General features: G+C 68.3%; 5 protein-coding genes. 1 reads left to right on the forward strand and 4 read right to left on the reverse strand.

Going from position 1 to position 14,748, the window contains the following annotated elements; translation table 11 throughout:
- Position 1 precedes the first annotated feature (1 nt).
- Genes pgaD through pgaA form a run of 4 tightly spaced genes read right to left on the reverse strand, consistent with a single transcriptional unit; the run spans position 2 to position 5,639 of the window.
- Positions 2-445 carry a poly-beta-1,6-N-acetyl-D-glucosamine biosynthesis protein PgaD gene (gene pgaD / locus PI246_RS14030; protein ID WP_320551931.1) on the reverse strand — a complete coding sequence of 148 codons (444 nt, stop codon included), beginning with the start codon at positions 443-445 and terminating at the stop codon, positions 2-4.
- Positions 442-1,692 (reverse strand): poly-beta-1,6-N-acetyl-D-glucosamine synthase, encoded by a 1,251-nt coding sequence (gene pgaC / locus PI246_RS14035; protein WP_320551932.1) that lies wholly within the window; start codon positions 1,690-1,692, stop codon positions 442-444. Before pgaC ends, pgaD begins: the two co-directional genes overlap by 4 nt.
- The gene (gene pgaB, locus PI246_RS14040; protein WP_320551933.1) at positions 1,689-3,563 is read right to left on the reverse strand and encodes a poly-beta-1,6-N-acetyl-D-glucosamine N-deacetylase PgaB; all 1,875 of its coding nucleotides are present in this window, start codon (positions 3,561-3,563) and stop codon (positions 1,689-1,691) included. Before pgaB ends, pgaC begins: the two co-directional genes overlap by 4 nt.
- 6 nt (positions 3,564-3,569) lie before the next feature.
- Positions 3,570-5,639 carry a poly-beta-1,6 N-acetyl-D-glucosamine export porin PgaA gene (gene pgaA / locus PI246_RS14045; RefSeq protein WP_320551934.1) on the reverse strand — a complete coding sequence of 690 codons (2,070 nt, stop codon included), beginning with the start codon at positions 5,637-5,639 and terminating at the stop codon, positions 3,570-3,572.
- Positions 5,640-6,134: 495 nt separating this feature from the next.
- Here pgaA and PI246_RS14050 point away from each other — a divergent pair, with 495 nt between their 5' ends.
- Complete coding sequence (locus PI246_RS14050) at positions 6,135-14,606, forward strand: autotransporter-associated beta strand repeat-containing protein (RefSeq protein WP_320551935.1); 8,472 nt, start codon at positions 6,135-6,137, stop codon at positions 14,604-14,606.
- Positions 14,607-14,748 lie beyond the last annotated feature (142 nt).

Consider the following 14,748-nt stretch of genomic DNA (forward strand, 5'->3'; position numbering starts at 1 on the left):
GTCAGCGCGCGTCGTCGAGGCTCATGAAGCCGTCGTCCGCCACCCGTACCACCACCCGGCGGTGCGATTGCATGCGGAGGGCGTCGTCTGTGGTGGCGCCGATCGAACGCGCGGTTTCCACCACGTCGACAGGTGCGTTACCCCGGCGCTTCTGCCGACCGGCGAAGCGCTTGTAGTTGTACATCGACCAGGCGGTGAACACGGCGGCGGATGCCATGGCGCAGCCGAGCACGATGCGCAGGTTGCCGCTGTCTTCCTCGCGATCGAGCACGTGCAGCTGCAACCAGGCGTCGTGCAGCCCGAAGGCCCAGGCGCCCAGGGTGACCAGTGGCAGCCAGAGAAACACCCAGAACACCCAGGCGGCCACCGTCACGATGGCGAACATCAGCTTCTGCGCGGCGGACTGACGCTCCGGCCGCTGGATGACGATGCTTTCCGCTTTCATCGAAGCCCCCGGTCCGGGCTGACCCACACCGCGCGGGTACCCTTGCGCTTCATCAGCGCCTTGGGCATCGCGACGATGGCCGTGGCCGTGTTGAGCAGCCAATACACCAGCGGGTACCAGATCATCCAGTAGTAGTTACGCCCGATGCGCGTCTCGTAGCGCCGGTCGACAAGCAGGCTGATGAGAAACTGCAGCAGGCAGATGGCGCCCAGCACCACGCCGTGCCACTGGGGCAAGAGCGTGTTGATGTAAAGCGAGGGCGGTAGCGGCACGAACCGCCCCACCACCCACAACGTGATGATGATGGCCATGGTGTACGACCAGACGAGGCTGGCGACGTATTCGATCGCCACCGGCCACATGCGCCGCTGGCGCCATTTCAGCAGCTTGCGGCCATAGCGCAGCAACACTTCCGAACCGCCTTGCGCCCAGCGCAGTCGCTGTTTCCATAAGCCGCGCAACGTTTCGGGCATGAGGATCCAGCACAGCGCGTTCGGTTCGTAGCGGATTTCCCAATGACGCATCTGCAGGCGCCAGCTCACGTCGATGTCTTCGGTGACCATGTCGGTGTTCCAGTAGCCCACGTCATGCAGCGCGCTCTTGCGGAAACAGGCGATCACGCCCGACACGGTGAAGATGCGCCCGTAGATCCGCTGGGCGCGCTTGATCAGGCCGATGATCGACGAAAACTCACCGACCTGGAGCTTGCCCAGAAGGGTGGAGCGGTTACGGATGCGCGGGTTGCCGGTGACTGCCGCGACGCGAGGGCTCTCCAGCATGTGCGAGACCAACCAGTGGGTAGCGTAGTCGTCGAGCAAGGCGTCGCCGTCGACGCATACCAGGAAGTCGGCGCGAGACGCGAGGGCGGCGGCGCGCAATCCCATGGCCTTGCCCTGGTTGCTCGCCATGTGGATGACCCGCAACGCGGGATACTGCTCCAGCAGTTGATCGAGCTGGGTGCCGGTGTCGTCGGTGGAGCCGTCGTTGATCGCGATGATTTCGAAGTGTGGGTATTTCTGTGCGGCAAGGTGGGCGATGGTCTCGCGTACCTGTTCGCCCTCGTTGTGGCAGGGCACCACCAGCGACACCATCGGGTAGTCGGGCAGTTCAGGCGGCGTCACGCGCAAGGGTTCGTCGCGCTCCCAACGGATGAAATACAGCACGCCGCCGCACATCCAGATCAGCGACATCACCATCGGATAGAAAAACGCGAACTCCAGCAGGAAATGCAGTACGCCACCGTTCATCGCGCGGGCGCCGGGTAGGGATAGTCGGCGGCCGAGATATACGGTCGGATGCTTTCCAGCGCGGGGTGGTCCTTGATGAAGTCGTCGGGGTAGTAGGCGATGTTGGGTGCGCCCAGTGCCTGCACCGTGCGCATGCGCTCGCCCATGGTCTCGGCGGGAATCGGCGCGTGCGTGCGCCAGTCCTGCGATGCGAACTCGAACACCGTGTGGTCCATCGCGTCGGGGACCGCGGCGACGGCCTTCGCCAGCGTGCGATACCAGCCGAGCGTATCGGGCTGCTTGTCGAGCTGGGGCATCGCCATCAACGCGGTGAAGTCGTAGGCGTCGTTGAACGCGGCGAGGTTCTGCGCCGTCCACGCCTCGGCCTTCGGCTGCAACACCGGCAGGGCGTAAAGGTTGCGTGCGCTGCGGGCCTGCGGGCGCCAGCGGTGTACCCGGGTCATCAGCTCCTGGGTGAAGGCGATCAGGGCCTGCGTCTTCTGCGCGGGCGTGTCGTGCGCCCACGGGCCGAGCCGATCGGTGTCGCGCAGGTACGCGTCGTCGGAAAACAGGATGCCGGCCGCGTCCGCATGCATGGCAAGGTCTTCGTAGACGTCGCCGATCATCTGTCGCACCTTCGCGTCATAGGGCGCCAGGCGGAAGTGGTCGCCGCCGGGCCTGGGTTCGCCGCCGAGGGAGGGGAGATCCTTGCCGTCGGGAAAGCGGAACGCCATCACCGGCATCCATGCGTAGACGCGCACGCCGGCGCGGGTGCGCAACTGCCATTCCACGCGTGAGTAAAGGTCGGCACGCATGGGCAGGTGACGGTTCGGGAAATACACCGCGTCGGCCACGCCGTCGCCGTCCGGATCCGCATACGCCTGAAGCCACACGTGGCTGGGATGCATGCGCTTGATCCGATCCAGCAGCCTGGACAGGTTGCGATCCTGCTGCGCGGGGTCCGGGTCGTACACGTAGTCGAGGTCGACCTGCACCGCGCGCACGGGATCGAGGCGATCGAGGTGACGCATCAGCCAGCCCAATCGGTTGGCCGTCACGTTGCCGCTGACCAGCAGGCGCGGGATGGTGCCGCCCGCGCCGATCTTCGGCAAGCGATCGCCGAGACTGAAGGAAACGTTCATCCCGACGCTGGCGGCCACGTTCTGGCCGACCTGGGTATAGGCGCCGTAGGGCCAGACCATCGCGCGCGGTCGCACGCCGGTGTGCTCGGCGATTTCGCTTGCGCTGTGGTCGAGATCGGCACGCAGGCGGTCGCTGTACTCGGCTTCGGTCTCGTAGCGCCGGGTGCTCGCGTCGTACTTCAGATAAGCGGCGGCCGGCTGCAGGTTGCCCTGCGGGTTGCCCTGGATGCCTTCATGCAGCGCCCAGGAGTGCGAGGCGAATTCCACCAGGCCCGAGGTTTGCATTTCGGCGACCTGGTCCCAGGTGAGGAAGCACGAGCGATCGCAGTCCGAGCCGTTGTAGGGCATGCGCTTGCCGTCCGGCAGGTCGATCCACGAGCCGACCAGCGCGGCGAGCGCGGGGTAGTGATAAGCGCGCAGCAGCGGATACACGCGGGTGTAGAAGCTCTTCAGGCCATCGTCGAAGGTGAGCAGCACCGCGTTCGGCGGCAACGGTGCGCCGCCATGGCCGGCCTGCACGACTTGCTCCAGGCTCACCATGTGATAGCCGTTGGCCTTGAGCCAGTCGAAGTGGGCGATGAGATGGTCGGTGCTGGTGGCGTCCGGATCGTGGTCGGCACGCGCGGCGACATCGTCGCGCACGTCGTGGTAGGCCAGCACGATAAGCGGCGCCTGTGGACGTGCCTCAGGCTGGGCAAGGGCGGGAAAGGACAGACCGGTCAGGACCAGCAGAAACAGCAACGCGCGCATGACGGGTCATTCTCCCCAGTGCAGGGTCAGGTCGAGGACGACGCGATGCTCGCGGCGGCCGTCGTAGGGTTGGTTGTGCCAGCCGATGCCCCAGCCTAGGCGAAACCCGGCATGGGGGGTAAAGACCTGGCCGTAGCGGACCGTCGCCATCCAGTCGGTGGCGAAGCCCTGCTCGTCGTACTGGCCCACGGCGACGTCGATGCGCTGGGTCCAGGTCCGTTCGTAGAACTGGCCCAGCACGTTCTGCAGGCGGCCGGTGAGCGCGTAGCTCAGGTCGCGCCGTGGATTGAAATAGGGGCGTTCGGTCAGCGTGTTCATCGAACCGCCGACCTCGATGCCGCCATCGAGGGTGAGGTTGGGCGCGGTGTGCAACCGCTGCAACACGCTGGCCAGCCAGCCGGTGCGCTTGTTGCCGTCGCTGAAGTTATCCCGCGACAGGCCCAGCTTCGCCTGGAAGAGCTCGCTGGGACGCCAGCTCACCGCCGTGTCGAGCGTCTTCGCCGATATGCCGTAGTACTGGCCACGCAGCGGCGCCTCGTCGCCGGCGGTGCTGAAGTCCGCGCTGAGCGTCCAATAGTCGTTCATCGACCAGTTGGCGCCGGCTTCGATGGCGGTCTTGCCGACATAGCGGTCAGCCGACGGCAGCACCTGCACATAGGCTTCGATGCCGCGCGCATAGCCACGCACGCCCAGGCCGACGCGGCTGCGCCGCACCTCGCCCTCGGGTAGGTCGGCCATGGAATAACGTGCCAGGGCCAGCACGCGCCAGTGATCGTCGATCAACGGACTGGCGACGCTCGCCTGGGTGTCGCCGTCGCGATCGCCGAAATCGGGGCTGGAGCCTTTGCCGCGCTCGGCGCTGAGGTCGAACTGCCATCCGCGTTCCCGGTCCCACGATTGCTGCGAACGCGCGACCCGCCCGTTGCGATCGCCCATGGCGCGTGCGGTGGCGAGGTCGTCGTCCACCTCGCCGTAATCATGGAGCGCGCGAGCGGCTTCCGTCAGGCCCACATAGACGCCGGTGTTGCGCTCGTCGAGCGTGCCGGCGATCGCGATGTCCTGTTCGGCGCGACGGGGCCAACCGCGCGCCAGTTCGACCATGCCCAGTTCGCTGCGCAACTGCGCGTTAGCGGGCGCTTCACGGCTCATCGCCACCAGCCGGGCGTAGGCATCGGCGGGCATGTCGACGTATTCGCGCAGGGTTGCCGCGGCCACGTCCGCGTCGACCTTGCGCGGGTTATCCAGGGGCAGGCGAACGCCACGCAAGCGGATCCAGGGCGGTTCTTTCGCAGCGAGGGCGTCGATGGTCTGCATGGCCTTCGTCGTCTGCCCCGATTCGAGGTAGGCGTACATCAGGCCGATCCGCGGCTCGGGTTCGGAGGGGTCGTACGGACCGGGGTCCTTGGCGATGGCGTCTTCGTAGAGCGCCACCGCTTCGTCGGGGCGACGCTGGCCGAGCATCGCATCGGCCATGGCGCGCTCCACGTAGGGCGGGAAGGGCGCGTCGGCTTTCTTCGTCGCGTCGTAGCGCTTCACCGCCTCGGCGGAACGACCGGCCTGGTCGAGCGCCACGAGCAGGTCGAGGCGTTCGCGCCGCCGCAGGTCGGCGGGAAGACTCGCGTCGTTCACGAGGGCCTCGGCATCGGCCACGGCCCGGTCCGCTTCCTCATATGGCTTGCGGGCATCGGCGGGTTCGCCGTTGGCCCAGCGGATGGCGTGCCCCACCGCGTCGGCCTCGAGGCGAAAGCGATCCGCAGCGCTCTGAGGCGGCTGGAGCCCGGCCGCCAATTCGCGTGCGCGTGTGGTCGCGCCGAGTTCGGTCAGCAGGGCGACGTTCATGGCCTGGGCCTCGCGGTCGTCCGGCCAGCGGTCGAGAATCGCCTGGCACGTGGCCAGCGCGTCGACCCGGTGTCCCTGCTGCCGTTCGGCGCGCACCTGTGCCATGAGAGCGTCGCGGTCGGCGGGCCCCTCGGTCGCAAGGGCGAGATGGCCTTGCAGGGCAAGGGCCAGCGCCAGGCAAAGCCGGGCCCGGGGTGCGCGCGCGGCGCGCGTCGGTGTGGTGTGGATCAATGCCATCCCGCCTATGAATCGATGGCCCGTCCCTGGCACGTGGCCGGACGGGGCGAGAATTATTCCTTCGGTACGCTTCTTCCGGGTCATCGGCGATAGGCGCCGGAAAATTCTCGCAAGAACCATGCCTGCGGTGCCACCTCTTTCGCGATAGCTGCCGGGTATGCGGACAGGAACGTGACGTGTCCGTGAGTGCCCCCGGGTGTCTCACGGCCGTTGAGGCCACTTATAGCGCGATCCGGCCGCTGTCACGATTCATGTGCCGGATTCGCGCTGCGTGGCCTTAAAGCGCTTTTCTTGCCGCAATATCGTCGAAATCCGGCAACTCGACGCGCATCGTCGGTGATTGCCAGATTTACGCATTCGGTCCAGCCGCCTGTCGCATAGGCTCCCGTCAACCAACCCGCTTTTTCTTACGCTTGCCCGACGTGACCCGGGGCCGACGGCGTTCGGCCTTGAAAAACGTCTCGTGTGCAAGCCCATGCGCAGCACGGGAGCGTCATGAGCAAGCCTCGCCTCGATTCACTTCGTCACACCTCGCTTAGCCGTGGTGTCGGTATGGCCCTGGCCTCGGTCGTGGCCATGAGTACCTACAGCGGCGCCGCCCTCGCCGATTGCGTTCAGAGCGGCACCACGGTCACCTGTGATCCGGGCTTGCTGATCACGAACTACGTGAGCAACACCGCGACGCTCATGAACGTCAACAGCGGGACGTCGATCGGGGTATTGCCCGTGCTCGGCGGATCGGCGGTGACGCTGGGCGGCACGGGGGGCATCGCGCTGAACAACCAGGGCACGATCGATCCCAGCCTCGGCGGTACGCTCAGCCTCGTGTCATCCGGCGTCACGCTGGGTAACAGCGCATCGCGCACGGCGCAGAACATCACCCTGAACAACCAGGCCGGTGGCGTCGTCCGGGGCGTGATTGGACTGGGCGGCTTGTTGGGGCTGGGCGGCCAGGCCGTCGTGATCTACAACGCGCAGGGCACCGGCCCCGCGGCGGGCAACACGACCACCGTCAACAATGCCGGCACCATCGGCATGAGTCTGCTGGGCCTGGGTGCGCTCGCGGACGCGCCCGCCATCGTCACCTACGGCGGGGCGCAGACCAACGTCACCAATACCGGCACCATCACCGGTCGCATCGGACTGGGCGGTTCGCTTACCGCGAACGCGCCGAACATGTTCGTCAACGCGGGTACGATCAACGGCAGCGTGTACCTGGGCGATACCGCCACCGGCAACACCTTTACGGCCGTGTCCGGGTCGACCGTGACCAGCAACGGCTCGGCGACGGTCGGCGTCTACGGGACGGACAGCAACGGCAACGCGGTCAATGTCACGGTGGCCGCCGCCGGTATCGTGGATGGCGGCGCGGGCAGCGGCAACCGGCTCATCCTGCAGAACACGGTCGCGGGATCGGGCTCTGGCACCGGTGGCACGGCCACCACGATCGATGCGAACCAGTACGTGCGCTTCCAGCGGCTGACGGTAAACAGCGGCACCTGGAACCTGCAGGGCGCGGTCGCGGGACTGGACACCACGATCAACGATGGCCTGGCCACGTTCAACAACGCCGGTGCCTTCGGTACCGGCACGCTGACCGTCAACGGCGGCAGCATCGCGGCGTCGGCGGCGAACCTCGCGCTGGCGAACAACGTCTCGCTCAACGCCGGTAGCCGCCTGACGCTCGGTGGCACGACCGGTTTCACGCTCAACGGCGTGCTCTCCGGGCAGGGCGGCCTGACCGTCAGCAACTCGGGCGTCGTACGCCTGGGTGCGTCCAACCTCTTCAGCGGGGGCGTGAACCTCAATGCCGGCGGCCTGTTGCTCGACACAGCGGGAAGCCTGGGCACCGGCACGCTCACCGTCGGCGGCAATGCCTCGCTGGATACGGCTGCCGCGGGCCTTGCGATCGCGAACAACCTCGTGGTCAACACCGGCTCGACGTTGACGCTTCCGGGCAGCAACGCGATGACGCTCAACGGCACGCTGTCCGGTGGCGGCAACGTGACCAAGAGCGGCAGCGGTACGCTCACCCTGGGGGGCGCGAACCTCCTGACCGGCAATCTCGCCGTCACCGGCGGCGGCATCGCGCTCGGTGCGGGAGGTACGCTGTCGCCGACGACCGCGGTCAACCTCCAGGCGGGCACCACGCTCGATCTTTCCGCGGCCGCCAATCAGACCATTGGCTCGCTCGCGGGCACGGGCGGCACGGTCAACCTCGGCGCCCATGCGCTGACGTTCGGCGGCCTCAACACCAACGCGGCTTACGCGGGCACGATCATCGGCACGGGCGGCCTGGTGAAGGTCGGCACGGGCGTGCAGACGTTCAGCGGCAACAACACGTTCAGCGGCGGCCTCGCCCTCAACGGCGGTGGCCTACTGCTTGGCAGCGCCGCCTCCGCCGGCACCGGCGCCATCACGGTCGGTGGCGCCGTGAGCCTGGAGGCCAGCGCGCCGATCGCCCTCGGCAATGCGGTGAACCTCGGTGCCGGCACGTCGTTGAGCCTTCCGGGTGCGCAGGCGCTCACCCTCGGCGGCACGATCTCAGGCGATGGCAGCCTGATCAAGACGGGTACGGGCGTGCTCACTCTCAACGGCGCGAACACCTTCGGTGGCGGCGTCACGGCCAATGCCGGCAGCCTCGTACTCGGCGGATCCGGCGCGCTCGGCACGGGTGCCCTGACCGTTGGCGGCAGCGTCGCCCTCGACTCGCCGGTGGCACTCAACCTCACCAACGCGGTGAACGTCGGTGGCCAACTCAATCTCGTCGGGTCGAACGACGTCACCCTCGGCGGTGCGGTGACGGGCACAGGTAGCCTGATCAAGAACGGCACCGGCGTACTTGCGCTCAACGGTGCAAACACGTTCTCCGGCGGCCTCACCGCCAACGCCGGTGCACTGGTCCTCGGCAACGCGGGTGCGCTCGGTACCGGTGCGCTCAACGTGGGCGGTGCGGTGACGCTCGATGGCAGCGCGCCCGTGAACCTCACCAACGCAGTGAACCTCGGCAGCGGCGGCGCGCTGACGCTTCCCGGCGGCCAGGACCTCACCCTGGGCGGCACCATCGCCGGTACCGGCAGCCTTACCAAGAGCGGCGCTTCGGTGTTGACGCTGACCGGCGCGAACACCTTCAGCGGCGGCGTGAACCTCAACGCCGGCCGCCTGGTGGTCGGTAGCGCCGGCGCCTTGGGCACCGGCGTGCTCGTCGTGGGCGGCAGCGCCGCGCTCGATGCCAGCGTGGCGGTCAACCTCGCCAACAACGTGAGCCTTGGCGCTGGCTCACGTCTCGACGTGCTGGGCAGCCAGGCGGTCACCCTGGGTGGCGTGGTGTCCGGCACGGGTGGGCTGGTGAAGGACGGCGCGACGACGCTGACGCTTGCGGGCGTGAACACCTACACCGGCGGCACGACCGTCAATGCGGGGACGCTGGCCCTTGCCACCGGTGGCCGCCTCGCCAGCACCGGTAACGTGACGCTCGCCGGCGCGGGTGCCACGCTGGATATCGCTGGGGCGGGCAACCAGACCGTCGGGGCCCTTTCCGGCGTGAGCGGTTCGTCGCTCACGCTCGGTGGCACGTCGCTTACCTTCGGCGACGCGACCGACCAGACGTTCGACGGCAGCATCACCGGGAATGGCGGTCTGGTGAAGGTCGGCACCGGTGTGCAGACGCTCGGCGGTGCAAGCGCCTTCAGTGGCGGCACCGGCCTGAACGCCGGTGGCCTCATCCTCGGCAACGACGCCGCGCTGGGCATCGGCGCGCTGACCGTGGGCGGCGCCGCCAGCCTGGATGCGAACACGGCCGTCACGCTCGCCAACCAGATCGTGCTCAATGCGGGGTTGACCGTACTGGGCAGCAACGCGATGACTCTCAACGGGGCTCTCTCCGGCACCGGCAGCCTCACCAAGCAGGGCGGCGCCACGCTTACCCTCAATGGCGTCAACACGTACACCGGCGGCACCACCATCGCCGATGGCACGCTGGCGCTCGGCGCGGGCGCCAGCCTGGCATCGACCGGGGTCGTCAATCTCGCCTCGAACGCCATCCTCGATCTTTCCGCCGGCAACGGCACGCAAACCCTCGGCACACTGGTCGGCAACGGCACCGTGAACCTCGGCGCTAACGCGATCACCATCGGAGACGCCACCAACGGCGTCTTCAGCGGCTCGATCGCCGGCAGCGGCGGCCTCATCAAGCAGGGCACCGGCACCGCCACGCTGACGGGCAGCAACACGTTCACCGGCGGCACGCTGATCAACGCGGGCACGCTCGCGATCGGCAGCGGCGGTCGGCTGGCGTCGACCGGGGCAGTGACGCTCGCCGCGCCGGGAACCGGCTTCGATATCGCTGGCGGCGGCGATCAGGCCATCGGCGTGCTCAACGGCGTGCTCAACAGCACGGTCACGCTCGGCGGTAACACGCTGGCACTCGGTGGCGTCGCCAATGGCGTGTTCGACGGCGTCATCGCCGGCTCCGGTGGCCTCATCAAGAATGGTGCGGCCGTGCAAACCCTCGGCGGCGCCAACACCTTCAGCGGCGGTGTCGGACTGAACGCCGGCGGCCTCGTGCTCGGCAACACGACGGCGCTCGGCACGGGCCAGCTCACTGTCAACGGCAACGCCACGCTCGACACCACCACCGCGCTCAGCGTCGCCAACACGATCGATCTGGATGCCGGCGTCAACCTCGACCTGCTGGGTAGCCAGGCACTGACGCTCAACGGTCCTGTCGTTGGCGCGGGCGGCATCACCAAGAACGGTACCGCGACGGTAACCCTCGGTGGTGCCAACACCTACGGCGGCGGCACCACGATCAACGCGGGCACGCTCGCCATCGGCAGTGGCGGCAGTCTGTCGTCCACCGGTGCGGTGAATCTCAGCGGTACCGGCACGCTGGACATCTCGGGCGGTGGCGCGCAGGCGATCGGCTCGCTCGCGGGCGTGACCGGCAGCACGGTGGCCCTGGGCGGCAACACGCTGACGCTCGGTGGCACGAGCGACAGCACGTTCAGCGGCAGCCTCACCGGCAACGGCGCACTGGTGAAGAACGGCGCCGGCGTACAGGCGCTCGACGGTGCCAGCAGCTTCAGCGGTGGCGTGACGCTCAACGCCGGTGGCCTGCTCGTCGGCAACGACGCGGCGCTGGGCACCGGTAACGTCACGGTCGGCGGTAACGCCACGCTCGATGCGAGCGGGCCGGTGACGCTGGTCAACGACATGGTGCTCAACGCAGGCCTGACCGTGCTCGGCAGCAACGCCATGACGCTCAACGGCGATCTTTCCGGCGTCGGCGGACTGACCAAAGACGGCGCGGCCACCCTCACGCTCAACGGCAGCAACACCTACACCGGAGGCACGACGATTAACGGCGGCACACTCGCGCTCGGCGCGGGCGCGAGCCTCGCCGCCACGGGCATCGTCGACGTAGGCACCGGTGCGGTCTTCGATCTCTCCGCCGGCAATGGCACGCAGGTCTTCGGCACCCTCGTCGGCAACGGCGCGGTCAACCTCGGTGCGAACGCGCTTACCGTCGGTGGGCCGACCGACGGCACCTTCAGCGGAGCGATCGGCGGCAGCGGCGGGCTGATCAAGGTCGGAACGGGTACCGAGACGCTGACCGGTGCCAATACTTTCACGGGCGGCACCACGATCAACGCGGGCGTCCTGGCGCTCGGCGCTGGCGGTAGCCTCGCGCCGGACGGCGCCGTCAGCCTGACGGCGAGCGGCACCGGTTTCGATATCGCGCCGGGCGGCAACCAGACCATCGGCACGCTCAACGGCGTGGCGGGCAGCCATGTCACCCTCGGCGCGAATACGCTCACGCTGGGCGGTGTCGGCAACGGCGCGTTCGACGGTGCCATCGACGGCACCGGAGGGCTGGTGAAGCTAGGCGCGGGCGTGCAGACGCTCGGCGGCGCCAATACGTTCACCGGTGGTGTGGTCCTGAACGCGGGCGGCCTCGTGGCAGGTAACGATGCTGCGCTAGGCACGGGCATCCTGACGGTGGGCGGCCCGGTGACCCTCGACGCCAGCACCGCCGTGACGTTGGCCAACGCGGTGGCCCTCAACGCCGGGCTGACCGTGCTCGGCGGGCAGGACCTCACTCTCGGTGGCGCGATCACCGGCACGGGCGGCCTGATCAAGAACGGTGGCGCGACCCTGACCCTGGCCGGGGCCGGCACCTATACCGGCGGCACCACGGTGAACGGCGGGACGCTTGCGATCGGTGCCGGTGGCAGCCTGTCGCCGGCCGGCGCGGTGAACCTCGCCGGGTCGGGCGCGACACTCGACATCGGTGCGGGCGGCGACCAGTCGATCGCTTCGCTGGCGGGCGTGAGCGGTAGCCAGGTCAACCTGGGTGCAAGCACGCTGACGCTTGGCGGTGCCACCGATGCGATCTTCGACGGCGTGGTCGCGGGTACCGGTGGCCTCGTCAAGAACGGCATTGGCGTGCAGACGCTGGCGGGCGCCAACACGTTCTCCGGAGGCGTCACCCTGAACGCCGGCGGCCTCAAGCTCGCCGACGCGGCGGCCCTGGGCACGGGCCTGCTCACCGTCAACGGTGCCGGCACGCTGGATACCACCGCGCCGCTGGCGCTGGGCAACGATGTCACGCTCAATTCGACCCTGGCGCTGCCCGGTAGCAACGATCTCACGCTCAATGGCGCGATCGCCGGTGCGGGTGGACTGACCAAGACCGGCAACGGCACGCTCACCCTCAACGGAGCAAGTACGTTCGGCGGCGGCACCACGGTCAGTGCCGGCGCTGTCGTCGTCGGCAGCGACACCGCGCTGGGCACCGGTACGCTGGCTCTCGACGGCGCCACGCTGGCGTCTGGCACGGCGGTGAACCTTGCCAACGATGTCGTCGTCGGCGCCAGCGGCGCGACGGTCGACGGTACGCAGGACGTGACGCTCGACGGTGCGCTCTCCGGGCCGGGCGCGCTCGTCAAGCAAGGCACCGGCAGCCTCGTGCTTCGGGGCAACCTCGCCAACTTCCGCACCCGCCTGGCGGTTAACGCGGGCCGGCTTACCGCGACGACCCCCTACACGGGTGGCGTGTCGGTGGGCGCCGGGGCCACGGCAGCGTTCGACGGCAGCGGCAGTGCGTTGACGGTCACCGGGCCGATCGCCGGCACGCTGAACCTGGGTAGCAACAGCCGCCTGGACGTGAGCTACGGCGACTTGCCATCCGTGACGGGCACGGTCAACGGCACCGCGCCGGGTACGTCGATCAACGTGACCGGCAACGGCGAGGCGAGCCTGCCCGGTTCGTTCAACGGCATCGGTCAGCTGAATGTCGACGCGGGCACGCTGTCGGTCGACGCAGGTACCGCCGTGACCTTCGCCGGCGGCACGACCATCGGGGGCAACCTCGTGGTGAAGGGCACGCTCGGTGGGTCGGTGACGGTCCATCCCGGCGGCAGCGTGAGCGGCGGCGGCACCGTCGGTGGCCCGGTGAACGTCGGCGACGGCGGCACGGTGGCGCCGAGCGGCGTGGATGGTGCGACGGGAGCGGCCGGTGGCACCGGGGTGCCCGGGTCGACGATGACGACGGGCGGATTGAACCTTTCCAACGGGTCCGTCACGCAGGTGCGCACGGACGCGAACGGCGCGCACGATGCCATCAAGGTCACGGGCCCCGCGGTGCTGGGTGGCACCGCGGTGGTGCTGGCGTCGCCGGGCAGCTATGCACAGGTGACGAACTATCCGATCCTCACCGCGACGGGCGGCTTCACGGGCAACTACACGAACGTGGCACAACCGCGCCTGCCGTTCCTCGACACGAGCGTGAGCCAGCAGGGCGATGCGTTGATCCTCACGTTGTCGCAGGCCGGTAGTGGCCTGGGCACGGGGGGCATGCCGTTCGGCCAGTTCCCCGGCCTGAACGGCAACCAGCGTCGTACGGCGAATGGCCTGCAGCTCATCGCGGCCTCGGTCGGCGACGCGATGCCGATCCTGCTCGGCCAGGTGCGTGGCCTGACGACCGAACAGGTGCGAAGCGCCTTCGATTCGCTGACCGGCGAAACCTACGCCTCCGCGGCGGGCGCCGAACTGGGTGGGCAGGCCCAGTACCAGAATTCGGTGTTCTACCGCCTGAAGCTGCAGCGCGACACGGGAGAGCAGGGCCCGGCGGCGTGGGCCGAGCCGTATACCTCGAGCAGCGATCTCTCCCGCAGCATGGAAGTGGCCCGCACCGACTACCGCATCCACGGCCTCGTTGTGGGCGCGGACGCCCCGGTGGGCACGGACTGGCGCATCGGCGTGCATGCCAACGTGGCCAATTCGCGCAACGAGGTCGGTAGCCGCAACGACCGCACCGATGCCGACCAGTACGCGGTGGGTGTGCACGCGCAGTACTTCGACGGGCACTCATGGTGGTTCCAGGGCCTGGCCTCGTATGGCTGGCAGAACGTCGACAGCACGCGCCGCATCGCGGTGGGCGCCTGGCAACCGCAGGCCACCGGCCGATACGATGGCAAGACCGAAAACGCCGCGGTGGAAGGCGGCTATAGGTTCCCGATCGGCAAGAGCGTACATCTGGAACCGTTCGTGGGCGCGTATTACACCAAGGTGAAGTACGACGCCTTCACCGAGCAGGGCGCGAGCGACGCGGATCTGCGCGTTGGCCGCAGCGTGGCCCGCAGCATGCAGTACGGCGTAGGCGCGCGCCTGGTCGGCGACATCGACCTGGGCGTGGGTGGTCCGCAGTTGCACCCGATCGTGCTGGTGCGTTACCTGCACAACACCAAGGACGACCCGGTGACGGTGTACAACGCCTTCGCCAGCATGCCGACCATGGCCAATGCCATGGTCGGCGCCCGACCGATGCGCAACCACTGGCAGGCCGGCGTGGGCATGAGCTTCGACATCACCCCGGCCGCCAGCACCTTCGTGTATTACAACGCCGACCGCGCGGAACACACGAAGAGTGATTCGGTCAACCTCGGGTTCCGCTGGAATTTCTGATCCTGGCGCTCAGGCGAGATGCTCGCCTGAGCGTCGTTCTGGTCGGTCAACGTCATGCCGGGACCGATCGCTTTAAGCACGGCCGATCGTCGTCACGATGACTGCACGTTCCGGACGGGATGATCGCTCTCACCCGGCGGCA

It is taken from the genome of Luteibacter sahnii, from assembly GCF_034063545.1.
Classification (GTDB): Bacteria; Pseudomonadota; Gammaproteobacteria; order Xanthomonadales; family Rhodanobacteraceae; genus Luteibacter; species Luteibacter sahnii.